The 24,810-nt window shown below is 50.1% G+C and carries 18 protein-coding genes; 1 reads left to right on the plus strand and 17 read right to left on the minus strand.

All coding sequences use genetic code 11. The features are described 5' to 3' along the window. Window positions 1-29 precede the first annotated feature (29 nt). A complete protein-coding gene (locus ACQW03_RS06115) occupies window positions 30-1,430 on the plus strand; it encodes a sugar porter family MFS transporter (RefSeq protein WP_441948748.1) in 1,401 nt (466 codons plus the stop codon). 109 nt (window positions 1,431-1,539) lie between these two features. On the opposite strand, the gene ACQW03_RS06120 is transcribed toward ACQW03_RS06115, so the two are convergent. The 17 genes from ACQW03_RS06120 to ACQW03_RS06200 form a co-directional block, all read right to left on the minus strand. Next, window positions 1,540-2,451, minus strand: a complete 912-nt coding sequence (locus ACQW03_RS06120; RefSeq protein WP_441948750.1) for a helix-turn-helix domain-containing protein — start codon at window positions 2,449-2,451, stop codon at window positions 1,540-1,542. Window positions 2,452-2,599: 148 nt separating this feature from the next. Further along, on the minus strand, window positions 2,600-3,259 hold the full coding sequence (locus ACQW03_RS06125; protein ID WP_071639758.1) for a TetR/AcrR family transcriptional regulator: 660 nt from the start codon (window positions 3,257-3,259) through the stop codon (window positions 2,600-2,602). Next, the gene (locus ACQW03_RS06130) at window positions 3,252-4,451 is read right to left on the minus strand and encodes an MFS transporter (protein WP_076293414.1); all 1,200 of its coding nucleotides are present in this window, start codon (window positions 4,449-4,451) and stop codon (window positions 3,252-3,254) included. Before ACQW03_RS06130 ends, ACQW03_RS06125 begins: the two co-directional genes overlap by 8 nt. A gap of 143 nt (window positions 4,452-4,594) precedes the next feature. Next, complete coding sequence (locus tag ACQW03_RS06135) at window positions 4,595-5,251, minus strand: DJ-1/PfpI family protein (protein WP_441948753.1); 657 nt, start codon at window positions 5,249-5,251, stop codon at window positions 4,595-4,597. A gap of 212 nt (window positions 5,252-5,463) precedes the next feature. After that, window positions 5,464-7,302, minus strand: a complete 1,839-nt coding sequence (locus ACQW03_RS06140; RefSeq protein WP_076293413.1) for an ABC transporter ATP-binding protein — start codon at window positions 7,300-7,302, stop codon at window positions 5,464-5,466. Then, window positions 7,283-9,019, minus strand: coding sequence for an ABC transporter ATP-binding protein (locus ACQW03_RS06145; RefSeq protein WP_081396559.1), 1,737 nt, complete (start codon window positions 9,017-9,019; stop codon window positions 7,283-7,285). Before ACQW03_RS06145 ends, ACQW03_RS06140 begins: the two co-directional genes overlap by 20 nt. A 244-nt stretch (window positions 9,020-9,263) precedes the next feature. Next, entirely contained in the window at window positions 9,264-10,400 is a 1,137-nt protein-coding gene (locus ACQW03_RS06150; protein WP_220030833.1) for a homocitrate synthase/isopropylmalate synthase family protein, read from the minus strand. Then, a complete protein-coding gene (locus ACQW03_RS06155) occupies window positions 10,378-11,142 on the minus strand; it encodes a HesA/MoeB/ThiF family protein (RefSeq protein WP_025719337.1) in 765 nt (254 codons plus the stop codon). The genes ACQW03_RS06150 and ACQW03_RS06155 overlap by 23 nt, the downstream gene beginning before the upstream one ends. 92 nt (window positions 11,143-11,234) lie before the next feature. Beyond that, window positions 11,235-11,624 (minus strand): NifB/NifX family molybdenum-iron cluster-binding protein, encoded by a 390-nt coding sequence (locus ACQW03_RS06160; protein WP_028543220.1) that lies wholly within the window; start codon window positions 11,622-11,624, stop codon window positions 11,235-11,237. Further along, window positions 11,621-12,928, minus strand: coding sequence for a nitrogenase iron-molybdenum cofactor biosynthesis protein NifN (gene nifN, locus ACQW03_RS06165; RefSeq protein ID WP_441948757.1), 1,308 nt, complete (start codon window positions 12,926-12,928; stop codon window positions 11,621-11,623). The genes ACQW03_RS06160 and nifN overlap by 4 nt, the downstream gene beginning before the upstream one ends. Then, window positions 12,918-14,279, minus strand: coding sequence for a nitrogenase iron-molybdenum cofactor biosynthesis protein NifE (nifE, locus tag ACQW03_RS06170; RefSeq protein ID WP_441948759.1), 1,362 nt, complete (start codon window positions 14,277-14,279; stop codon window positions 12,918-12,920). Before nifE ends, nifN begins: the two co-directional genes overlap by 11 nt. Window positions 14,280-14,358: 79 nt before the next feature. Further along, complete coding sequence (gene nifK, locus ACQW03_RS06175) at window positions 14,359-15,888, minus strand: nitrogenase molybdenum-iron protein subunit beta (protein ID WP_441948761.1); 1,530 nt, start codon at window positions 15,886-15,888, stop codon at window positions 14,359-14,361. Then, the gene (nifD, locus tag ACQW03_RS06180) at window positions 15,885-17,333 is read right to left on the minus strand and encodes a nitrogenase molybdenum-iron protein alpha chain (RefSeq protein ID WP_025720286.1); all 1,449 of its coding nucleotides are present in this window, start codon (window positions 17,331-17,333) and stop codon (window positions 15,885-15,887) included. Before nifD ends, nifK begins: the two co-directional genes overlap by 4 nt. A gap of 88 nt (window positions 17,334-17,421) precedes the next feature. Beyond that, window positions 17,422-18,288 (minus strand): nitrogenase iron protein, encoded by an 867-nt coding sequence (gene nifH / locus ACQW03_RS06185; protein WP_441948763.1) that lies wholly within the window; start codon window positions 18,286-18,288, stop codon window positions 17,422-17,424. Window positions 18,289-18,294: 6 nt separating this feature from the next. Then, complete coding sequence (gene nifB / locus ACQW03_RS06190; protein ID WP_071639746.1) at window positions 18,295-19,794, minus strand: nitrogenase cofactor biosynthesis protein NifB; 1,500 nt, start codon at window positions 19,792-19,794, stop codon at window positions 18,295-18,297. A gap of 271 nt (window positions 19,795-20,065) precedes the next feature. Beyond that, entirely contained in the window at window positions 20,066-23,323 is a 3,258-nt protein-coding gene (locus ACQW03_RS06195; RefSeq protein ID WP_441948766.1) for a GH32 C-terminal domain-containing protein, read from the minus strand. Continuing rightward, complete coding sequence (locus ACQW03_RS06200; RefSeq protein ID WP_441948768.1) at window positions 23,320-24,786, minus strand: glycoside hydrolase family 32 protein; 1,467 nt, start codon at window positions 24,784-24,786, stop codon at window positions 23,320-23,322. The genes ACQW03_RS06195 and ACQW03_RS06200 overlap by 4 nt, the downstream gene beginning before the upstream one ends. Between the last annotated feature and the right edge of the window lie 24 nt (window positions 24,787-24,810).

Consider the following 24,810-nt stretch of genomic DNA (forward strand, 5'->3'; position numbering starts at 1 on the left):
TTCCAGAGATCTGGAGGGGAGATGATCATATGGCAGTAATCATCAATAATGAAAGCGCTCAACAGAAAGCGCTTCAATCAGAAAAACCCAATATGCTTTTTGTGACGTTGGTATCCATCGTAGCTGCACTCGGAGGTATCCTGTTCGGTTTTGATATCGCGGTTGTTTCGGGAGCCGTTGAATTTCTACAGCAGCGTTTTTCGCTGAGCGAATTTCAGGTTGGTTGGGCGGTGTCGAGTCTGATTGTAGGGAGTATCACGGGAGCAGCTCTCTCCGGCTACATGAGTGAAAGGATCGGCAGAAAAAAGGTATTACTAGCTGCCGGATTTTTATTCGTCGTCGGCTCAATCTGCTCTGCGCTTCAAGACACGTTCACCGGATATGTTATCTTTCGCATGATCGGCGGCATTGGCATAGGAATCACTTCCACCGTTTGTCCGGTGTACAACGCGGAGATCGCTCCCGCCAAATACCGGGGCCGTTTGGTTGCTTTAAATCAGTTGGCGATTGTAACAGGCATTTTCCTGGTTTATTTTCAGAATTCGTGGATCGTCAGCCTGGGGGATAAAGCCTGGGGGGTCTCAACGGCCTGGCGCTGGATGTTCGGAGTGGGAGCCGTTCCGGGACTGATCTTTATGCTCTTGATGCTCTTCATACCCGAAAGCCCGAGATGGCTTATTAAACAGAATCGGCCTTATGAAGCGTTGCCGATTTTGCTGAAAATTCACGGTGAAGAAGCCGCAAAGCAGGAAGTGCTTGATATCAAGGATTCATTCAAAAATGAGAACGACTCATTGAAGCAATTGTTCGCTCCCGGTATTCGAGTCGCTCTCTTTATCGGTGTCATGCTCGCCATTATACAGCATATTACTGGCATCAATGCCATTTTGTACTACGCGCCGGTTATTTTTAAGGGAATGGGACTCGGTACGGACGCTTCTTTGACCCAAACCATTTGGATCGGGTTGATCAATGTGTTGTTCACCATCGTATCCGTATGGCTGATCGACAAAGCGGGACGAAAAGTCCTGCTGATAATTGGCACCTCGTTGATGACCCTCTGTTTGGTCATTATTGGAGCCGCATTCAAATTGGGTTTGACCACCGGACCGCTTGTGCTCATCATGATATTGATCTACGTGGCCTCCTTTGCTATATCGCTTGGGCCGATCGTATGGGTTATGATCTCGGAGATCTTTCCGAACCGCATTCGCGGCAAAGCGGTAGCCATCGCTTCGATGGCATTGTGGACCGGCGATTATGTGGTATCGCAGGCATTCCCTCCTCTGCTGAGTTCAGCTGGTCCGTCCAACACCTTCTGGTTATTCGGAGCCATCTCCTTGTTCGTCGTAATCTTTTTATGGCGCAAGGTTCCCGAAACCAAGGGGAGATCACTTGAACAGATGGAAAATATGTGGCTTGGAAAATGACCCCCACTTTAGCTCTCAAGAAGCCCGGACACATGTTATAATGCTTCAAAACACACGTCCTCTGAGTCATACCGACCTAAATCGGCAATGGTTCAGAGGCTTCTTATTATCAGTTTCCTTCCTCCTCCGCATAGTTCCTCACATTGCGCTCTACAGCAGAGCGGTATTCAACAGGCGTCTTGCCTGTGTGCTTTTTGAACAACATATGAAAATACTGCCTGCTGGCCACCCCTACATAATCTGCAATTTCTTGAATGGGAATGTCCGTTTGCTGAAGAAGCATACGAGCCTTGTCCACTCGCAGCATCGTTAAATACGCGGTGAGGGTTAGCCCAGTATGTTTTTTGAAAATACGGTGCAAATAACCTGGATGCAGATTCACAGCTGCCGCCATGTCCTTAACCACAATATCTCGGTCATAGTTCAGATGGAGAAATTCAATGCATCGTTTGATGTACATATCCGTTTGCTGTGTGTTGCTGCGCTCTGCCTCTTCCCGTAGACGTGCAATTCGTACTAGCAATTGCATAAAAAGCATCTCTGCCATTGCACCCGGCTGCTCTTTTCGTTGGTCCAGCTCCAGCACGAGACTTTTCAGCGCATAATATACCTCTTCCGGGTCCGATAGTACCAGATACGGGAACGGACGTGACATGAGAGTCGTGACCTCCTGCTCCTCTGCTGCCATTTGTCGGATAGACGGCCCTACCCTCACTCCCTCCGTAAAACCAAACTCTACATTTAGCATCCGGCACGGTTGTTCTCCTTCCACCACTAGTCGATGCGGTACACCTGCGTCCAGCATAATAAACTCGCCTTTACGCAGCGTGATGCTTTCTTCCACATTCTCTCCCGTTTGTACATCTACCCTGCAAAAGCCGGAAATCATGTACATAATTTCGGTAGAATGATGATCGTGGTAAGACATGGTGTAGTCATGCCATTGCTTGTAATAGTAAGCAAAAAAACGGGGAATATAATCCCCGTCACGCAGCCGTGGCTCAAACAGACTTCCGTTCATCCCCGCACCTCCACAAAATAGATAAGGATAACACGACAACGTATCTGAAACCGCTCTATTTTCACAGTTTAACAGACTGAGTCCTGTACTTCTATTTCACTCCATCGGACGATCTGAAATCCTTTGGAATACGGTAGGCGACTCCTGCCTAAAAGGTTGGGGATTTATCACTTTCTGGACTTAAATACTGAATCAACATTCCCGCAAATCGGTTAGCAATTTCTATATCATCAAGTTCGTTATTCCAATCGTCCTTGGACGTCAGACTCATTTTCTGGAGTATACCCATCATAGACGTAAAGATAAAATGAGCGGTCTTCAAGGGTTCCGTGTCGGAGTTTAATGATCCATCTTGGAATCCAACTTCCAGAGCATCCATCAGGAAATGTCGTTCCTTTTCCCGGCTAACAAAATTTTTGTACTGTTCTTTGAGTTCTTGATTTGAATCATAAGCTTCGTAATGCAGATCGAATAGAAGAATAAACTTGATGTATTCCGGATGTTGCCAAGCGTAATCAATCCATGCATCAAGCATCGAAGTAAGCATCTCTTTACCGCTCATTTCGGCTGAAGGTGCCCTTCTAACAAATTCGGTCATGCTCTCAAGGATTTCCATCTGAACCTCAAAGATCAGTTCGTTCATGGACTGAAAGTGCTTATAGAATGTGACCCGACTTACACCAGCCACGTTGCATACATCCTTAATATTAACTTTGAGAAAGCTTTGCTTCATAAAAAGTTCCTTGGCAGCCGCAATGAGTTCTTCCCGATTTTTGTTTTTCAAATTCTGGTGCCAGTTCTCAGTCATTAACAACCATCCGTTTCTCATTTTTCGATTTTTGTAAGGTTAAGAAAAGGGCAGATGCAAGGATAAGTGCACCAAAAATATAAGGAATATGAATGTGTTTGTCAAACATCAAACCCGCTAAAATGGGTCCCAATATGTTGCCTAGGCTGGTATACGTCGTATTCAATCCAGCGGCATATCCTTGACGATCACCAGCTGAGTTCGCGATCATTGTACTTACGGTTGGCCTTAGGAAGGCATTAAAAGCAAAAAACAGAGCCGAAACCGCCAGTAAATAACCTAAATTGACCTTAATTATCATTAACAGTAAAGCGATGGCTGTCATGATCAAAGAAAGACGTATCAGCTTCATTTCACCAAGTCTCTTGATGAGATAATCAAGTAGCCATATCTGCACAACGATGCCTATAATTGCACCAACCGTAATGATCATTGAAATTTTAGTGGCATCAAAACCATATTTTCGTTCCACAAAAAGAGCATACACCGTTTCGTAATTCATCAAACCTAATGTCATGATCAGAATGAGGAGAAGATAACGAAAATAGGATGTCCGAAATGAGTTTAGGATTTGGTTGCGAATTGGCTCCCGGCGGACCCATTGGCTAGCGGGTTTTCGTTTTTCCTTGGGCAGTGTCTCTGGCATATACAAACTAAGCAGCGTAGCTACAAGTCCAAGTCCACCAGCAAAAAAATAGGGCACCCTTATGCCAAACTCAGCAATCATACCGCCTAATCCCGGACCAAGCACCATACCCAAATTCATGGAGGCACCCAAGTATCCCATTCCTTTAGCTCGGGTTTCAGAAGTGGTAATATCAGCGACGTAAGCCATATTAGAAGGAACCATTAAGCCAATACCTATCCCCCCGATAAATCGGGCAATATATAGAAGAGGCAATGTCGTAGAAACAGCAAACATTAAATCCGAGATGACGGTTAAAAACAGACCGGTGATGATCATGGATTTTCGACCCCATCTATCCGAGAGCTGCCCACCTAGGGGCGAAAAAATAAACTGTGCTGCTCCAAAAGCGGCAATAAGATACCCCGCAGCAGCTCCTGCCGCATTAAATTGTTTCAGATATTCAGGCAGAATGGGAATCACCATACCTTGACCCAATAAAGCAATAAACAAATTCAGCATCAGAATGAAAAGTGGAAATTTAGCAGACTTAGGTAAGCTGCTCATGTTTGTAACCCCCTTCAACCATTTACACTATGTAACCCTTTACTATGTGTAAACTATATTAGTTGAAATAGGGACCCTTGTAAATAAAATTACAAACCTATTAAGCCAAGCTAATACCGGAAAGAGATCTTATTATTCTTGAGTTACACATTAGGCTCCTGTTTTGCAAACTCTTGTAACATGCCTCTTATTTGTTCTACCAATATAGCAGGCGCTTTCTTTGGTGAACCCGTGTCAAACGGAGGCTGAGGATCGTATTCCAAAATCAGCTGAACTCCTTTACTCATATCTTCTCCCAATTCCCATGCCAATAGCTGGAGTGCCATATCAATACCAGAGGAGACACCGGCTGCTGTAACGATTTTGCCCTGACGAACCACTCTCTCATCTGTTGGAATGGCTCCAAGAGATTGGAGCAGGTCTAAGGAACCCCAATGACTGGTGGCTACGGTTCCATTTAACAAGCCTGCGGCGCTCAAAATCAAAGAGCCGTTACAAACCGACGTGGTCCATTTTGTAGTTTCATGTATTTGGCGAATCCAATTTAACGTTTCTTCGTCATTCATTGTAGTTTTATAATTTGGCGGACTGCAACCTGGAACAACAAGAATATCAGCTGAACTAACCTCAGAAAAACTGTAATCGGCATGCAAATAACCCATATTTGAGTCCAGCTTGATTAACCCTTTTTTCTTAGCGACAAACTTCACTTCACATTTCAGTGTAGCAGCAAATACATCGTATGGACCTATTGCATCTAATGCCGTAATTCCATCGAAAAGCATGATTGCGATTTTCATGATGATCTCTCCTTTGAAGTGGGATTTTATTCTTGCACACTCATACTAACATACATATACGGGGTATGGGTATATTTATTGTTATGAAAGCAGTATCTTCATTTCAAACGCCTATTTAAGAGTACGTACCTGTAAAAAGGCATACTTAAAAAGGGCCACCCCCGGGGTAGTCCTTTTAAGTATGCCTGTAAATCTGTTAATTGCGAACCGGCTTAAGAGCTTTGCTTCCTCAACTGACCATAATATAAATCACTGTAAAAGCCTTTGTGAGCCAGCAGTTCATCATGAGAACCCTGCTCCTCCAGACGGCCATCCTTCAAGACCAGAATCCGGTCAGCCTGACGAATGGTATTCAGCCGATGCGCGATGACGAAACTTGTTCGACCCTGCATAAGCCGCTCCAGTCCTTCTTGTATCTTCATCTCTGTAATGGTGTCAATGCTGCTGGTTGCTTCGTCGAGTACAAGGATAGAAGGGTTGGCTAAAATAGCACGGGCAATAGCCAGCAGCTGTTTTTGTCCTTGACTGATGCCGCTGCCGTTCACTTCCAGTACCTTGTCGTATCCGTCCTTCATCCGCATGATAAAGGAATGGGCGTTAGCCAGTTTCGATGCTTGTTCAACCTCCTCATCGGTGGCGTCCAGTCTGCCGAAGCGGATATTTTCACGAATCGTCCCCTGAAACAGGAAGGAGTCCTGTAGCACAAATGCCATACGGGAACGCAAGCTTTCACGCCGGATGGTAATAATGTCGCGCCCGTCCAGCGTAATCGTTCCCTTGTCGGGACTATAGAATCTGGAAAGAAGCTGGATCAGTGTCGTTTTCCCTGCCCCGGTCGGGCCGACTAGTGCGATCATTTCACCAGGTTTGGCTTCAAAAGAAATACCTTCCAGCGTAACGCTTCCCTCATCATAACCAAAGGAAACATCCGTAAACCGCACCGCCCCCTCCACATGCTCTACCTCCCCTGCACCGCGTTCATCCTTGGACTCTTCATCTTCATCCAATATTTCAAATACACGCTCAGCTCCGGCAATGGCGGACAGCAGGGTGTTCCACTGGTTAGCCAAATCGTTCAGCGGTCTGGTGAACTGGCGGGCATATTCTACGAATACAATAATTGTACCTATAGTGATGGAACCTCGAATGGCCAAAATCCCACCGATCCCCGCTACAATAGCAAAGCTGAGATTATTCAGTCCGTTCATCAGCTTCGGTATAAAGCCTGAAATCGTTTGTGCCCAGAAGCCCGATAGCCGAATACGGTCATTACGCTCGCCAAAACCACGGATGACTCTCTTTTCCTGCGAAAATGCTTTAATAATCTGCTGCCCGGACAGTGTTTCTTCGATGTATCCGTTCAGTTCGCCCAAATTCTTCTGGCGTTCCTTATATAAAGGTCCGGTGCGTCGTGTAATCCAGCGCATCCCGGCAGCCATTAGCGGCACCACGATAAAGGTCAGCAGGGTCATCAGCGGGCTTAACCACAGCATCACCGTGAGTGTACCGATTAGCGTCAATATGCTTGAAAAAATCTGAATGGCGGAGCTGTTAAGCGTAGAACTGACATTTTCGATATCATTGGTCAGACGGCTCATAATCTCTCCCTGCTGACGTTTGCCGTAGAAAGGAATCGGTAGTCGATGCAAATGTGAAAACAGATCGAAACGCATGCGGTACACCGTCTCTTGGGCAATCTCAATCATCCAGATATTTTGCAGCCAGGAGGTTAGCGAGTTGAGCAGATATACAGCCCCTAATCCGATGAGAAAATAAATCCACGTGCGTCCACCCGGACCTTCGAGAAAATCATCCACCGCTACGCCGACCAGATATGGACCCAGCAGAGCCAGCCCGGAGCTGAGCAGTACCATGAACAGTACCAGCATCAGTTTGGCCTTACGGCGGGCCAGATAAGCCCATATCCGTCCTAACGTGCCAGACCAGTTCTTCGCCTTGGCCTTGCGGCGTCCTTCAGCTCCCGCCGGATTTCGCAGCACACCGGACGGCGGTGTAGGCTGACGGAACGGTTCAATGAGTTCCTTGAACATGCGACTCCTCCTTTCCGTATTGTGATTCATAGATACGCCGATACAGATCCGAGCTATCCATGAGATGCTCATGGCTTCCACTTGCCATCAGGCGACCCTCATCCAGCAATAAAATCTGATTTGCCGATGCGGTCGAGCTGATCTTCTGCGTAATGAGAAATGTCGTACAGGACAGACCATCAAGTGCATTCAGTAGTGCTGCTTCTGTCCCTACATCCAGCGCACTTGTGCTGTCGTCCAAAATCAGCACTGCCGGCTGACGCACCAGTGCGCGGGCAATCGAAAGCCGCTGTTTCTGTCCACCGGATAGATTGACGCCACGCTGCCCGAGCATCGTGTCATAGCCTTGCGGCAAGCGTTCAATCATATTATGGATTTGCGCCATGCGTGCGGCTTCCTGAATTTGCTCCAGGCTGGCATTCTCCAGCCCCCAAGCAATATTATCCCGAATCGAGCCGGTGAATAGCAGCACCTCCTGAGGGACATAGCCAATCGCCTCTCGCAATATGGATGCATCCAGTTCACGAGCGTCCTTTCCGTCAAAGCGCACATGACCTTCATCTTCTTCATACAGACGTGTAATCAACTGCACAAGTGAGGATTTGCCCGAGCCAGTGGCCCCCATAATAGCTATCCGCTCGCCCGGTCGCGCCTTAAAAGATATATCCTTTAGGACAGCCAGATCACTGCCCGGATAATGAAAGCTCACCCGGTCCATTTCCACCTGTCCCTCAATCCGTGTATGATGCGTTGAAACAGGCTCCAGCTCTTGCCCATCTTCATTAGATGTTTCCAATACCTCTCGAATCCGCCCGGTAGAGGCAGTTGCCCGGGAAAATACAACAACGATACCCGATAAGGCAGACAAGGCTCCAATCGTCCGCAGTGAATAATTGACGACTGCGACCACCTGTCCTACACTGGCATCCCCAGTGGAAATTTGGCCGCGTCCGAACCAAAGTACTGCAATAATCCCTGCATTCATCGTAAACAAAATGAACGGCATCGTCGTTTCTGTCCAGCGTAGAGCGGACACCGTCCCTTTCATCAACTCGCCTCCGTAATGGGCAAAACGTTCGATTTCATGCCGCATCCGCACAAAAACCCGGATGAGACGGATACCTGTCAGATTCTCCTGGATTACTCCGTTAACGTCATCCAAGCGTCGCTGGACACCTTTAAACAAAGTGACCGTTCGCCGCATCATCACCAACACAAACACGAACAGCACTGGGGCCATAACCGCCAATAGCAGCCCAAGCCTGAAATGTACAACCAGTGCCATGACAATACTGCCGATGACTACAAGCGGAACCCGCGTCATAAAACGCAGGCTCATAAACACCGTATCTTGTACTTGCGTGACATCCCCGGTCAGGCGCGTAATCAGCGACGAAGTGGCAAAACGTTTAAACACAGGATACGAAAAGGATTGCACTTTACGGTATAGCTTTTCTCGCAAATCATAGCCGAAGCCCTGACTTGCATGTGAAGCAAAAAAAGAGCTGGATATCCCCGCCATAAAAGCGATAACGGCACTCCCCACCAGTACACTGCCCCATAACCAGACGACGGACAAATCCTGCTGTCGGATGCCCTCATCAATGATTTTAGAGATCAAATATGGCTGTGATAGCTCTACCGTCAATTCCAGCAACATCATCACGAGCGCTGCGATGGCTGGAACCCGATATTTTTTTAGAAAAGAAAACATCATTCCCACAAGCATTCCTCCAATTGCCCATAGCCGTCCTTCCAGATCAGCGTGTAATGGTTATAAGATTCGAACCTGTCTGCTGTAAAACCATATATACGCACTTTATACAGCACTATATTTTATTATACCCTTCTGAACGGCTTCGTTTAACCAGCAAATTGGAGACTCCGGTTGTGAAATTAAAAGATATACAAGAAAGCGTTCCAGTCACGGTCACACTTACCGGACGGGAACGCCTTTTCGGTTATTTCGGCAGCTCTGCCGGATAATACTGCAGCCAGCGCCTTAAATCCGCGCTATGGATGACACGCTTGGGATCTTCACCGACTAGGCGAAGCCGCTCCAGCAGGAACTTGATTTCACCGGAGCCTGCCTCGATTCCTTCCTGCTTCAGCATATATTGAACTGCACTTCTGCCCGAATGCTTGCCGAGTACAAACGAATGGTCAGCGCCCAGCTCGGTCGGATCAAGGGCCTGATAGGCGGCGCGCTCCTTTAGCAGACCGTTGATATGTATGCCGGATTCATGGGCGAATACCATGTCTCCCACAATCGGTTTGCCTTCGGGAATGATTCGGTTGGAGGCTTTGGACACCAGTGCAGCCAGCGGGTTCAGCATTTCGGGACGGACACTGCAGGTTCCTTGATATAGGTCCCTCCACGACATCACCACTTCCTCCAGCGCCGTATTACCTGCCCTTTCCCCAAGGCCCGACACTGTGGTACTGGCCCAGACAGCTCCCGCCTGCAAAGCTGCCAAAGTATTGGCAAGCGCTAGGCCATAATCATTATGACAGTGAATCTCAAGCTCCACATCCTGTGGCACGCGCGATACAAACCTGTCTATACGGGCAGCTATGGCAGCGGGATGGTGAACGGACAGCGTGTCGGCATATCTGAAGCGCCGGATACCATCTCTATAGAGCTGACTCGTCAACTGCTCAAGGAACAGGTCATCTGCCCTTGAAGCATCCTCAAAGCCTACGGAAACAGTCAATCCTTTACACAGACTGTAATCGACAGACTTGCGGATCAGCTCAGTCACCTGCTCAGGGTTCATACCCAGCTTGGCCTTCATCTGCACCGTCGACACGGGAACCGAAATATGGGCCCAGCCGACACCTGTCGATTCAGCTGCATCAATATCCGTGAACACCGCGCGATTCCAGGTCATTAGCTTCATCTGAAGTCCGAGAGCAGCAATCCTGGCAATAGACCTGCACTCCGCCTTTCCCATTGCCGGAATTCCGATCTCAGCCTGCTCCACCCCCGCCGAGTCCAGCATGATGGCAATTTCAGTTTTTTCCTCGGCCGAAAAGGCAACGCCCGGAGCCTGTTCTCCGTCACGAAGTGTCGTATCACAAATATGCAACTGACTCATCTGTATCCCCTCCCGTTCCGCAGCACGGACAACGCGTGTTGCGTTTGACTGCTATGGTGCAACTACTCATATCCAGCACATTCATACGGTACATGCGGTCAGTGAAGAGATTGCCCGCATCTGTAATCCATTTGACCGCTTCCAGTGCAGCCATACAGCCAATCAAGCCGGAGGTGGCTCCCAGAACCGGGAAGCCCAGAGGCTCCCAAGGCTGTCCGCCTTCCGGGTAGAGACATTCTAGGCATGCCGTCCTACCGGGATCAATGGTCATCAATGATACTTCATAGGCGTACATGGCCGCTTCTATCATCGGTCTGCCATGTCGAACACATAGTCTGTTCAGCGCATATCTTTCCGGAAAGTCATACCGTGCATCAATCACGATATCCGCCGCTTCTACCCATGGTCCAGAGGATTCTTCCGTGATTCTGTCGGCGTGGCCTTCAAGCTGGGTCTCCGGATTAATACGGTGCAAATGCTGCAATGCCGTCTCCATCCGTTCCTCCCCGATTCGTCCGCTGTCCATCAGCACCTGCCGATTCATATCGGGCAGATGGATTACGCCCTCATGGGCCAATATCAGCTTTCCCACTCCAGCAGCGGCCAGGTACATGGCCGCTGTCCCTCCCAATCCTCCGATACCTGCAACCATAACAGTAGCCTGCTTTAGCCTGTTCTGACCTTCCGTTCCCAGCAGCTTCAACTGGCGTCCGTATCTACTGTCTTCCAGCAGCTGTACCATTCGTCCACCCCCTCCACGTGCGGCCCCGCCTTTAAGATATTCGGTCCGCAGGATCTTGACATCATATATGGTTGCTCTTCCTTACAGAAGGCTCATGATTCGGCTTTGCCGCTACCCTCCTCAGCATGCAGGATTTTGGCAAGCCACATGGGCGGATTACGAGCCAGCATATTCTGGAGACGCTGGACCTGCTCCTCAATGGTGCTACCGAAGGCCACCTTCACAGGCATAATGGTCCGTTTGGTAACCTGTGCGGCGGCCGAAGCGCCAATCTGTACCAGGAAGATCAAGGCACAATCCTCGATCAGGCCAATGCGGCTGGCGATCTTGCCCGCCTCGTTCTCATCGCTCCCCAGGGCTATCCGCCGATGCTCCAGGAACTGGACGCCTGAGTGCCGGATTTCGAATACAGTGAACATGGGACTCTGCCCAAAATGAGCATTCACATGCACACCGTCTTCCGTCGCAAATGCAACCTTCATCCTCCTCTCCCCCTCTCGGCAAGCAATACATTACCCACCTTGTTCACCCATTCCATGGTTCCACGGTATCCGACGTTTACGGATGTGTGGGCGCCCAGCTCGTCATACACCGGCAAGCCTGCCGGTACGAATGAGGCCCCGGCCCGTGCCGCTCCCTTTCTTCCATGTGAATTGCTGATCCACAAATCAACGCCCTGCGCGCTCTCCTCTGCATCATCCAGATCACCGATCCAGACTTCCCGTTCTGTCTTTTGCAGTGCGGGCGTGCTGCAGGGTGTAATTAGCCGTTTCAGTTCCACTCCCATCTCCTCCAGCCAGGCTGCGGTCGACAGCATATGATCCGGTTCTAGCGCCACTACAGCCGAAGCGCCAGAATAATAGAAATGGGCATCCAGCATGCTGTCCAACAGATTTTCACGCTGCCAGCGAAAGCGAACGGGGGCTGGCTCGCGGCTGATTTTCTGCAGAAAATGTATGAACGCATCGCTCGCGGCCAAGCCAGACAGACCAGCGAACAAGTGGTAGGGAATGCCTGCGGCATGATCCAGCCTGCGCGCCGGACGTTCCATGCTCGCGCCAATGGCAATGGTGCAGGAAGACTCCAGCATCTGGCAGGCTGAATCCAGCGGAGTCCCCCCTCTCGTCAAAGGGGAAAAGCCTGTCAGCAGGTGACCGGACAAGGAAGTGGAAATATCGGGGAGCGTAATAACCTCTAGGCCGAAGGAAGCGATAATATCCTTGATTTCCATGACATCTCCAGCAGTCAGATAAGAAGCCGGCAGCAGATTGATCTGCGTCCGGCGCTGTTTTTTGGGGGACTTGCCTCCGGCCAACCCGAGTACGGCATCCATTAGCGACTCTACTGTACTGCTGTAGCCCGTCTCCAGAGAGCCGTGAAAATCAGGCAGCGATACAGAAAACAGCAGACTGTCCTTCAATGCCCGTTCTCGCTTGAACGCCTTTACCCTGGACTGAAAATCAACGCCTGCCACCTCGGTGAGGGCCGTGCTGATAACGCCGATGACATCTGGATGGTGCTTGGACCAGATATGATCCAGCGCCTCCTCCAGATTCCGGTCTGCATCAAATATAACGTCCATCTCTTGCAGCGCAGAGGTCTGAACGGCAATCGGCTCTCGAAAATGGCGAGTCAGCAGCGCCTTGGAGAAGGCCGAGCAGCCCTGTGCGCCGTGCAGCAAAGGCATTGAGCGATACATCCCTTGCAGAGCCAGCACTCCGCCCAGAGGCTGTCCTACCTTGAGCGGGTTGACACTGACAGGCTTCGTGGCGGATTTAATCGGCAAATTCCGTCTCCTCCTCCCATGGAGCCAATTTGGCGGTCAGCTCCCATACCGGATGCTGTAGCGTATGCACAAGCTGTTTCGCTAGAGACAACAGCCCGTCATAGCCCGCATAGGCTTTGTGTCGTTCTTGATTGATGTCCACAAAAGGAATCTGTTCCTTGAGCGCCATATACATGTTCCGGCCCCCGGCAATGACCATGTCTGCCTTGCGGCTCCGTACGGTCTTGAGAATCTGCCGGGCGCCGCCTTCCGGGATGTATTCCGCATCATCTCCGATACGGTCAGCAATCCGGGATACATCCTCGGCAGTGCTCTTGTTCGTGCCTACACCAACTACCTTAATGCCCAGCTCCTGCAAAGCCGTAATGACAGACCAACTCTTTACACCCCCGGTATAGAGCACTGCCCGCTTTCCTTTCAGCTGCTTGCGATAGGGCTCCAGCTCCAGCGATAGCCTCACTTCCTCCCGTGCGGCCAGCTTATCCACCCGTCGCTCTACATCACGATCTCCGGTCAGGTATGCCATCTGCCGCAAGGAATAACTCGTCTCCTTTGCTCCATAAAATGAACCTTCAAAATAAGGAATGCCGTATTTACGCTCCATTTGGACTGCTAGGCCCAGCAAAGCCCGGCTGCATACGACCATATTGGCCTTGGCACGATGCGCCCATCCCACCTCACGGAACCGACCGTCCCCGGTAATTCGGGACAGGATACTCATTCCCGCCTGCTGCATCAGCCGCTCGATATGCCACATCTCACCCGCAATATTGTATTCCCCAATGAGATTGATATCATGGGAGGTTGTCTGTTCCGGCTCGGTGCTGCCGATAATATGCTGGAACAGCACATCTCCAGCCAGCCGGGTTCCGAGATTCTTGCTGCCCACAAATCCCGGACTGTTCACCGGAATGATCGGCGTCCCCAGCCGCTCCGATTCAGCCTTGCAGACCCCCTCAATATCTTCACCAGTGAGGGCTGTGACACATGTTGTATAGACAAACACAGCGGGAGGAGCAAAGCGGCTGACAATGTAGCGAATCGATTCATGCAGCTTCTGTTCACTACCAAAAATGATGTCCTGTTCTCCAAGATCAGTAGTGAAGCCATACGCCGACAGCTCCGGGCCGCTGGACAGGCTGCCTCTGCTCTCCCAGCTATTGCCGAGACAGGCAATCGGCCCGTGCACCAGATGAGCCGCATCTGCAATGGGGATCAGTGTAATCTGGGCCCCGTCAAAGGAGCAGCCACCCGAAGCCTCCCCCGGCACAGGCCGGGGACAGGGCGTGCTTTTGGGAATTTTGTTGCCGCAGGATACCTCCAGCCTTCCGTTAGACACAGCCGGCTCCATCCGCACACCCCCTTATTTCAAATAGAATCCATTGAAATCACAAGCCAAGCTGCCAACTTCCATCTACGCGGTACAGCAATTAGCGCACCAGATCAAAGCTATGATCCGGAGCCTGTTCTTCCATGACATCCAGTACGGTATTCACGAATTGGGTAAGCAGATTCAGCGCACCCTGGTAGCCGATAATCGGATAACGATGCAGATGATGCCTGTCGAAGATCGGAAAGCCCACACGGAGCAAAGGAATTTTCGCCTCTTTGGCCGCGAACTTCAGATGGGAGCTACCAATAGCCAGGTCCACCGGGTCCTGGAACAGCAGCGAACGCATATGCCACAAATCCTGACCGGAATGAACTGTGGCTTCTGCACCGTAAGGACTGGACTTCAGCAGAAGCTCTGCTTCCTTCTCAAATTTCCGGTCCCCATTGGAGCAAACAATATGCACCGGCTCCATACCCAGCTCCAGACAAAAGCCAATCAGGCCGATGAGCATATCCGGGTCTCCCGCCATAGCCACTCGTTTGCCGTGCAGATAAGCATGCGAATCCATCATGGCATCCACAATTCGGGCGCGCTCCTGCTTCAATGCCTCGGGAATCTCTTTTCCGGACAGACGGCTGATCTCTTCAAGCAAGCAATCTGTAGCGCGGATGCCCAGCGGCGTGGAGATGGAAGACACCTGCTGTCCCCAGGTTCGCTTCATATAGCCTAATGTTTTACGAAGAGAGTACTGCTGGATCGCCAACGTGCCGGCAGCATCTGCGGCCTCGGGCACATCCTTAAGCGGCGTTCCCCCGTAATAGTAGCTGTACTCTCCAGTGGCCCCTGAATCAAAATTACTGCTGTGGTCACCCAGAATGGTATACGTAGCGCCGAACATCCCCAGTATGCGCCGCATTTCCGCAAAATTGCCCGTATACCCGTCAAACCCGAGCAGTACATTCAGCTTCAATTCATGACCAGGCTGCGGCGTCCGGCCTGACTTGTTATACAGCGTCTCCAGCACAGAGCGCAGCATGGCGTCATAGCCTGTAATATGTGAACCGGAGAAGCTGGGGGTATTGGCAAAAGGAACCGGCATATCCTCGGGAAGGGCTCCCTCCTGACGGGCATTAGCCAGGAAGGCAGACAGATCATCTCCGATCACCTCTGCCATACAGGTCGTGCATACCGCAATCATCTCCGGGTGATACAAGGCAATACAGTTCTCTATACCGTCAATGAGGTTGCGCATGCCGCCGAATACGGCGGCATCCTCGGTCATCGAGGTGGAGACGGCAGGAACAGGCTCTTTGAAGTGGCGGGCAAGATGGCTACGGAAATAAGCCGTACAGCCCTGTGAGCCATGAATGAACGGGAGCGTTTTTTCGAAGCCCAGCGCAGCCATAACCGCCCCCAGCGGCTGACAAGCCTTGGCCGGGTTCACGACTACAGCTGTACGAGCGAAATTCTTATCCTTGTATTCCTTGGTCTTGGTGTACTCTAGGGTGGCGGTAACCTCCTCTGGAGAGCAAGGGGCCTCGAAGGCCCGTTTCTCCTCACGCTGGCGCACATATTTATCCTGCCGAAACAGCTGATTGTGATCGACAATGTTCAGACGCTCGCTCATACCGGCACCTCCGCAGTCTGCCGGGACGGCAGCAGGCTCCATACTGGACTGTTTATGGTCATATCCATATCACGTGCAAAAATCTTGAAGCCGTCAAAACCATGATAAGGCCCGCTGTAATCCCAGGAGTGCATTTGACGGAAGGGAATGCCCATTTTGTGATACACGTATTTCTCCTTGACTCCGGCGCCCATTAAGTCAATATTCAGCCGCTGGGCCAATTCTTCCAGTTCATATGCCGTTGGATCATCGTACAGAATAGTGCCTTCCTTTACATCGGGAAACGTCTTTTCGTAATCATCCTTATGGGCAAATTCATAGCCTGTAGCCACAATTTCCATACCCAGGTCCTCATAGGCACCGATGGTATGCCTTGCCCGCAGTCCGCCAATCAGAAGCATCACCTTTTTGCCTTCCAAACGTGGGCGGTATTTACGGATGACCGCCTCCATCTGCGGCATATATTGGGCGATGACCTGCTCACATTTTTCCTGAATCGTCTCGTCAAAGCGGGCAGCAATCGCTCTTAGGCTCTCCATCGTCTTGGTCGGGCCGAAGAAGTTATATTCCATCCAGGGAATTCCGTATTCCTGCTCCATTGTTGTGCACATATAATTCATGGAACGATGACAATGGATCAGGTTGAGCTTGGATTTATGCGCAATCCCCAGCTCATTGATCGTACCGTCACCCGACCACTGCGCTATGACCCGCAGTCCCATTTCCTCCAGCAAAATGCGCGAGGCCCAGGCATCACCGCCGATATTGTAGTCTCCGATAATGGAGACATCATAAGGCCCGGACTCCTTTAGCTCGCGGCGCCCCATCAGAAAATCGCGGATAGCATCATTGGCAATGTGATGGCCCAGAGACTGACTCACCCCGCGAAAGCCCTCACAGCGTACAGGAATGACCGGAATGCCCAGCTCCTCTGTCATCTTCTTAGCCACGGCCCCGATATCATCACCAATCAGTCCGACCGGACATTCAGATTGCACGGAGATGCCCTTAGCCAACGGGAACATCTCCTTAATTTCCCTGCAGATCACCTCCAACTTCTTATCTCCGCCGAACACGATATCCTTTTCCTGAAAATTGCTTGTAATCTGCATGGCGGTAAAATTATCGATTCCCAATACCCCATTCGCATAATTGCGTCGGGTACCCCAACTGTATTGCCCGCAGCCGATGGGACCATGGCTAATGTGCACCATGTCTTTAATCGGGCCCCATACCACACCCTTGGAGCCTGCATAAGCACAGCCCCTTGCTGTCATGACGCCGGGCCGTGATTTCATGTTGGACTTAATGGAACAGGTTCCGCAGTTCACAAGCTCCTCATCCGCGATCTCAAAATGCTTGGTCCGGTCCTTCTTGGCCTTCTTGGGATATACCTCCAGTATCTCCTCTACGATCTGCTTTCCCTTATCCACAATACTGCTCATTTGGCCTATTCCTCCCTCCTGCGAGCTACGCGTTCAGCTCCCTCCATCATCACACGATGGTTCCGTCATTAAGCCTTCTGGCTGCAGCCTACTGCCCGGACGCCTCAGCTTTGTTGATTTCGGTTTCTTCATCCTCAATAATGCCAAATTCCATCAACAGATCCTCCAGATCTTCCATGGAAATGGGAGTGGGAACCGTTAGCATATCGTTATTCAAAATCTTACCTGCCAGCTCTTCATACTCCGCAGCCTGCTTATGTTCCGGGTTATATTGGGTAACAGTCATACGGCGCAACTCAGCGTGCTGCACAACATTGTCACGCGGCAAAAAGTGGATCATCTGCGTGTTCAGCCTTCTTGCAAGCTCCGTAATCAGTTCCGCTTCCCGGTCCGTATTCCGGCTGTTGCAGATTAAGCCGCCCAAACGCACCCCGCCGCTGTTGGCGTACTTCAAGATCCCGCGTGCAATATTGTTGGCAGCGTACATAGCCATCATCTCACCTGAGCATACGATGTAGATTTCCTGCGCCTTCTTTTCCCGAATCGGCATGGCGAACCCCCCACACACAACGTCCCCCAGTACATCGTAGGACACGAAATCCAGCCCTTCGTAGGCGCCCTCTTCCTCCAGAAAATTAATGGCTGTAATGATGCCGCGCCCAGCACAGCCGACACCAGGCTCTGGCCCACCACATTCTACGTTTAGAATGTCACCGAAGCCCTTCTGGACAACGTCCTCCAGCTCCAGGTCCTCCACCGTACCCATTTCAGCCGCCAGATGCAGTACGGTTTGTTGGGCTTTCGTATTCAGAATAAGACGGGTGGAGTCTGCCTTGGGATCACAGCCTACAATCATAATTTTTTGTTTGAATTTGGTCGCGAGCTGAGCCAGTGTATTCTGCGAGGTTGTCGATTTGCCGATACCGCCCTTACCGTAAAACGCAATTTGTCTCATATTTTCTCAGCCTCCAAAATGTTCAATGGGTAAATCCGAATGATTGCCCTTAACTCCCTTATTGCGCTTACTTCCCTTATTGCTCTGCACAGGATACATATAACGTAGAAATTTCACATATTCCAGAACGGATTCTTCAATTTCCCCGCCGCATACAATAGGTAGCACGCCTGCTTCCTGCAATGTCTCTTTGGGGGCTTCGCCTATGCCGGACGACAGCAGCAATGCACAGTCATGCACCATGGAAAGGATCTCCTTCATCGTCTCGGCCTTGTCCCCATTGCAATCGGCTTTCCCATGGCAATAGGATTGCACCTTACGAATGCCTATGAAATTTACGATAGTCCCGTCGCTTTCATAGATCATGAATTCCTTGGCACGACCGAAATGCTGATTCACCTTCCCTCCGCCACGACTGGCCACAGCGATTAGGACTGGCTTTGAGGTAAAGCTTGCTTCAGGCTTATCCTCCGATAACGGGCAGCTACATCCAACCCCGGTTGACGGTTGTTTGTGGTGCGATTGTCCCTCCTTGCGTTCCATTCTCACTCTCACCTTCTCATCCAGTTCTTTCTGAAATTGTGCCCTTGCCTCTTCATCCATGGGAGGAGCAGCCGCAATGTTCTCCCATGTAAAATCCTGATTACGATCCTCGCCCAGCAGTCCAATCGCATCCGCCCTGCACTGACGGCAATGGCGCATAATGACAGCTCCCGCCTCAGCACATTGCTCCTGCAGCTGCCGGACCAGACGGGGACGGGGGGCCCGCATCCCTTCCTGCTCATACCGACTGCCGGGTGCGATGATGAGCGGCATAATGTTGTGCAGTACCGCGCCGTGATCCTTGACCACCCTGGCTACCTCTGGCAGATGGACATCATTGACTTCAGGAATCAGCACCGAGTTTACCTTGCACAATACGCCTCTCGAAGCCAGCATCTTCAAGCCTGCCAGCTGGCGGTCAATCAACAGCCGCGCGGCCTCCTCTCCTGCATAGCGTTTTCCTTCATCGTAGACCCATCCATAAATGCGGCTCCCCACCACCGGATCTACAGCATTGATCGTGATCGTGACATGCGAAATACCTAACTCTACAATCCTGTCAATATGCCTGATCAAGGTAAGGCCATTCGTGCTGAGACAGAATATGACATCCTTAACTGTCTCACGGACCCGGCGGAAGGTATCGAAGGTTGCCTCCGCATTGGCCAGCGGATCTCCAGGTCCCGCAATGCCGACAACGGACAGTTGCATCAGCTGTGCCGCTACGCCATAGGTCTTGCTCGCCGCCTGCTCCGGCGTGAGCAGTTCACTAACAACGCCGGGACGGCTTTCATTGACGCAATCGAATTTGCGGTTGCAATAATGGCACTGAATATTGCATGCCGGGGCTACTGGAAGATGAATGCGCGCAAAATAGCGATGTGCCTCTTCGTTATAACAAGGATGTCGTCTGAGGGTGTCCAATGCTAAGGGGGTTTCCGAGAGATCAGCTAAAGAGTCCATTCATTCCCTCCTCTCCACGTTATATTCCCTTACACAAATCTCTGTTTTTGTCTGGAATATAATTACATCTTAGAGTCAGGGACAAAACCAGTCAATTCACTTCTCCATGAAATCCCTGACATTTATCTTCATTTCACATATGTGTCAAATTTTACGTCAGGTAAGATATCACACTCTTTACATGTGTGCGGTTACATTTTATATTCTCAATAACATCAAAACGTAAAAAAAGAGAGTCCGTTAAGACGGCTCTCCTTTTGAAATAAGAAATTCAAATTGGCTCGATCCTTACATGTTGGTAAAACGCCTGCCCTCCAAATACATTCACACCCACATGTCCCTCGGTGAACGTACTATCTTCCAGGTCGATGACCTGCTCACCGTCTACATCAATACGAATGCGCAGGCCCTCCGCCACGATTTTAATATGATGAAACATTTCGGGCAAAACGAATCTTGGAACCTTAGCAAGCACCTGCTGATCCTCGAAACGTCCGTCTTTTTTATAGAACAGACGAATCAATTTCAGATTGGGGTCCAAATTCAGATAATAGCCACTCGATCCGTCAGCATTGGCGCGGAAGAGCATGGAGCCTGCACTTCCATTTCCATGCAGCTTCATATCAGCCTCATACGTAAAATCTTCCGCCTGCTCAGTAGCCATATAATTCGCATCGCTGATATAGCTTCCTCGTATCCCATCCGTTGTCACGATCCACCGCGATGCGGAAACATCCGGCTTCCAACCTGTAAGGTTGGTATGAAACACCCCACCGTGCACCTTAACCAAGGTACTGCCACGGACCTTATCCTCCGAATCGGAAGCCGTAACAACAGCTTCTCCCGGGGCAATCGCCTCTATTAGCGCACTCCCGTCCTCGGACGCGGTGATCTTTACAATCTTAGGATTGTTAGAGACCCAAATCAGCGAGTTTTCTTTTTCTCCAGACTCATCCTCCACACTCGCGTACAGACGCTTCGTCTGCTCCCTCGCAAGCTCCACATAAGTGTGATCCATGATCACTCTGGTGGACGAAGCATCTGGTAGCCTCCAGCTGTTCCGCAAGGCATAAACATGGAGGGAAACAACCTTCACCTCACCACCCTGGGTGTAAAAGCCCATCCCTCTTCGCGCCGAATCGGGCAAAATAATCTCCGAAAATACGACTTCTCCATCATTCCCAAACACCTCAACCGAGGATTCGTCCACAAATATACGCATTTGAATTCGATTTCCGATAGGTGCAAGTGATGCTTTATGAAGCGTTGAAAATAGAATAGAGAAATCTGTAAGCCCTGAATCAGCACGGTTTACAAACATTTGTTGTATGTCTGTTGTATAGCCGACCGCCGTTCTTTGCTCACCGCCATCCCGCACGTAAAACCCGAATGCTGAAGCAGCCCCAACAGAAGGCAGTTCGAACACCGCTTCAATCTCATAGGCACCTGCATCCAAACCTTCCAGTATATTCGGAGAAGATTCCGTGACACTTTGATTTTCTATCGCAAATAAACGGAAACGCAGCGAAGTCAGCTCGGATATCGGATGCTGTATCAAACGGATGCCTTCACGAGTTGTTTTTAGCGATAACTCTCTCGGGATGCTAAACTGTCCCTTCCAGGGAGAAGTCGGAAAGCTGAACGGATAGTCCCAATTCGTCATCCATGCCAGCATGATACGCCGCCCGTCGGGTACATCGGAGAAGGACATTGAGGCATAGAATTCCTTGCCCCAATCGGTTTTCAACACCTTCCCCGGTGAATGATCGTTTTGAAATTTGCCATCAGACATCAGTTCACCGATAAAATATTCCGCATCCGAGCCTTGAGTGTTTGTGCTGGCTCCAGTGCTAATCATCAGCACCCATTTAGAGGTGTTACCATCGTCTACCGGAAGCCGAAATAGATCCGGGCATTCCCATACCCCACCACGTATATAATCACCATAGCCAAAGTTATCCGTCCAGCGCCAATCTATTAGGTTCGTGGAGGTAAAAAAACGGATATGATCGCCTCCCGACACTACCATAATCCAGCGCTGATAGGCTTCATCCCACACTACTTTAGGATCACGGAAATCCCAATTGCCAGGATCGTTTTCACTTCGACCCGGGTTCTCTATTACAATCGGACGGTCTTTCGGGTATTGCCATGTACGCCCCCGGTCTGTGCTGTAAGCAAGGCCGATTCTCTGGTTTCCCTTGGGCTGATCGGGATTGAAGGAAGTGTAATAGGCAATCAGCCCTGCTCCTCCGTAGTCACCGAACAAGCTGGAAGTATTGGTTAGATCGGCTACAGCCGAGCCTGACCAGATATGACCAAGATCATTCCACTTCAACGCAAACGGAAGCCTTTTCCAATCCAGCAAATTTTGGCTGACCGCATGCGCCCATTGTCCACCATCCTGATGAAACAGGTGATACTCCCCCTCAAAATAAACCAATCCGTTTGGATCACTCGCCGAGCCTCTGGCAGGAGAATAATGATACTGTGGGCGATATTTTTCTGTATAGTAATTGGAGACAGAGGTGAGGTAGATATCCTGAAAATAAGCAGTTCCCCCGGTCACTTTCAAGCCTATAAAACCGTTGGTATAGCTGCTATCGATGATATCAATTGCCGCAGGAGTATATCCATCTATAAATACCTGAATCCGCTCTCCATGAGCGATGATTTCCAAGTAGTGTTTGCCGCTGAACCCACCCGGATATGTCTGTGCCGACTTTGTAATCAACGTTCCGTCCGCCTTCTTCAGTTGTACGCGAACCTGATTGCCTTCGCCTTGCACAGAAGCAACATATCCATCCTTCCCATCCTGACTCCCTCTGAAAAATAGTCCTACTTCCATCCCCGGTTCGGAAGGATTCAGTGTCACACCGCCTTCCAGCACCAGGTCTGTAGCTGCGGAGCCATATATTTTCAACGCATCTTCTGCACTTGTTCCCTCAGCCCTTTGCCCTTTCAGGTCAGGTTGCCATTTTCCACGAATCAGGAGCGGTCGGCTTAGATTCGTATCTATATCACTGACTTGAATGTTCTGAAATAACGCCGATCCATTCCAGACATTCAGACCCAAATATCCTGATGTATAAGTCGTATCGACCACATCTATAATCGGGTTATATCCCACATCCCAGAACACTTTAAGATGGGAACCCTCTACGCTCACCTTGAGATGATAAATAGCTCCTTTTTTTAAATTGACCTGACGTTCCTCTTTCAGTTTTCCAATATCCCCGGCAGCATCCCGCAGCCGCAACAATCCGACAGCTGGTACGATCTGGAGCATATAAGAAGACCACCCGTCCTCACTGGAACGGAATACTAGCGTGGCATCCGCCTGTGTGTCAGTGACCATCACATCCGTCTCAAAAGTAAAATCCTGAGACGTTGTTCCGGACATAGCCATCACATTTTCCTGCGGCTCCGACCTCAGCAAAAGTCCCTGGATGTTATCTTCTATGTGCCCTTGCCCTGTAACCTTCCAGTCCGTCAGATTCGTTCGAATAGTCGGGAACTCCCGCTTCACATCCAACCCTCCAAAGCATAAAGCTCCAGCGAAAACAACGTGATCTGCTCATCCGCTGTGAATATTTCAAGACCCTTAGATTCTGCATCGGGAAATATTAAATCGGTAATTACCACCTGCCCGTGGTTAAAAAACACTTCAATGGACGAACGATCCACATAGATATGAAGGTCCAATCGGTTTTCTGCCGTTTCCAGTGGGACTGCGTGTCTCCCTGCAAAGTCCTCATGAAAATCCGAACAGCCTGACCTTGTCCGGTCTACATATACTTCCTGTGTTTCGGAAGCATAGCCGACGAGCGTATCCTGTTCGTCTGATACCCGCACTTTGAAAGCAAAGTCTCTGTCGGTCGCAACTTCAGCTACAATTTCGTAGCAGTCCAGCCGCAAGTCCGAGAATGCGGCCTGAATTTCAGCCAACGATGGCTCTTTCAGGGATAGGACAGGAGTCCTCAATCCTTCCAGCTCCCGAACAGGACGCTGAGTAAGTGCAACTTTGCCGTTTCTCGTTTCCAGCGCGAGTTCTCTCGGAATGGACATGGCCCCTCTCCAGCGTTCAGTTGGTGTCAGGTTGGCATATCTCCAGTTACTCATCCATCCAATAAACAGGCGCCGTCCGTCCTCCACCGGGATATCTGACCAGCACACACCTGCGTAGTTATCTCTGCCATGGTCGAGCCAGCGGACCTTTTCGCTATCCCTATCCGCCACAAATGTCGCCCCATCAAATTCACCTGTAAAATACTGTGTTCTAGACCCTTCTCGAATCTCTGGAGTATCGCCAATACTTACGAGCATGACCCACTTCACCCATGTTGACTCTCCATCAACATAAAGCGGAAATAAATCCGGGCATTCCCACACTGCGTCATGGCTACCTATGCCATGTCCAAATTCACTGGCAAAGGCCCATTCCTTCAAATTAGGAGAATGATAGATTCGAACCGTCTGCCCACAAGCCAGCACCATCACCCACTGCTCTGTAGGCTTATGCCAAAACACTTTGGGGTCCCGAAAATCAATGCAATGCTCATCCTCCAACACCGGGTTGCCTGTGTATTTAATCCAGCTCTTACCTGAATCGGTACTATAGGCAAGGCTCTGGGACTGCCGTATCTGATCCGTGTCCGGATTCGAACCATGATGAGTGAAAATAGCTACCAAACCCGGTTTGCCTCCAAAAAATCCAGATGTATCCTTCTCATCTACCACGGCGCTCCCCGAAAAAATCATTCCTTGCTCATCCGGCCCCAAAGCAATCGGCTGCTCCTCCCAGGTCACCAAATCAGTGCTGACCGCGTGCCCCCAATGCATAGGTCCCCATGTTGTGCCAAATGGGTGATGCTGGTAAAACAAATGATAGCGTCCTTCAAAATAAACCATTCCGTTTGGATCATTCAGCCATCCGCTTTTCGGTGAAAAGTGATAGGATGGGCGGTATTCATCTTGTCTAATCATATTCATATACTCCAGCTCCCTCGAAAAAGA

It is taken from the genome of Paenibacillus sp. DRB1-1 (assembly GCF_052119485.1).
Classification (GTDB): domain Bacteria; phylum Bacillota; class Bacilli; order Paenibacillales; family Paenibacillaceae; genus Paenibacillus; species Paenibacillus polymyxa_B.

Coding starts and splice junctions, on each gene's coding strand:
- ACQW03_RS06125 (WP_071639758.1), bottom strand. CDS start 3,259: ATGACTGAGAACTGGCACCAGAATTTGAAAAACAAAAATCGGGAAGAA.
- nifD (WP_025720286.1), bottom strand. CDS start 17,333: ATGAGCAGTATTGTGGATAAGGGAAAGCAGATCGTAGAGGAGATACTG.
- ACQW03_RS06140 (WP_076293413.1), bottom strand. CDS start 7,302: ATGTTCAAGGAACTCATTGAACCGTTCCGTCAGCCTACACCGCCGTCC.
- ACQW03_RS06160 (WP_028543220.1), bottom strand. CDS start 11,624: ATGAAGGTTGCATTTGCGACGGAAGACGGTGTGCATGTGAATGCTCAT.
- ACQW03_RS06200 (WP_441948768.1), bottom strand. CDS start 24,786: ATGAATATGATTAGACAAGATGAATACCGCCCATCCTATCACTTTTCA.
- ACQW03_RS06145 (WP_081396559.1), bottom strand. CDS start 9,019: ATGATGTTTTCTTTTCTAAAAAAATATCGGGTTCCAGCCATCGCAGCG.
- nifB (WP_071639746.1), bottom strand. CDS start 19,794: ATGGACTCTTTAGCTGATCTCTCGGAAACCCCCTTAGCATTGGACACC.
- ACQW03_RS06130 (WP_076293414.1), bottom strand. CDS start 4,451: ATGAGCAGCTTACCTAAGTCTGCTAAATTTCCACTTTTCATTCTGATG.
- ACQW03_RS06150 (WP_220030833.1), bottom strand. CDS start 10,400: ATGAGTCAGTTGCATATTTGTGATACGACACTTCGTGACGGAGAACAG.
- ACQW03_RS06120 (WP_441948750.1), bottom strand. CDS start 2,451: ATGAACGGAAGTCTGTTTGAGCCACGGCTGCGTGACGGGGATTATATT.
- nifE (WP_441948759.1), bottom strand. CDS start 14,279: ATGGAGCCGGCTGTGTCTAACGGAAGGCTGGAGGTATCCTGCGGCAAC.
- nifH (WP_441948763.1), bottom strand. CDS start 18,288: ATGAGACAAATTGCGTTTTACGGTAAGGGCGGTATCGGCAAATCGACA.
- ACQW03_RS06155 (WP_025719337.1), bottom strand. CDS start 11,142: ATGGTACAGCTGCTGGAAGACAGTAGATACGGACGCCAGTTGAAGCTG.
- ACQW03_RS06135 (WP_441948753.1), bottom strand. CDS start 5,251: ATGAAAATCGCAATCATGCTTTTCGATGGAATTACGGCATTAGATGCA.
- ACQW03_RS06115 (WP_441948748.1), top strand. CDS start 30: ATGGCAGTAATCATCAATAATGAAAGCGCTCAACAGAAAGCGCTTCAA.
- nifK (WP_441948761.1), bottom strand. CDS start 15,888: ATGAGCGAGCGTCTGAACATTGTCGATCACAATCAGCTGTTTCGGCAG.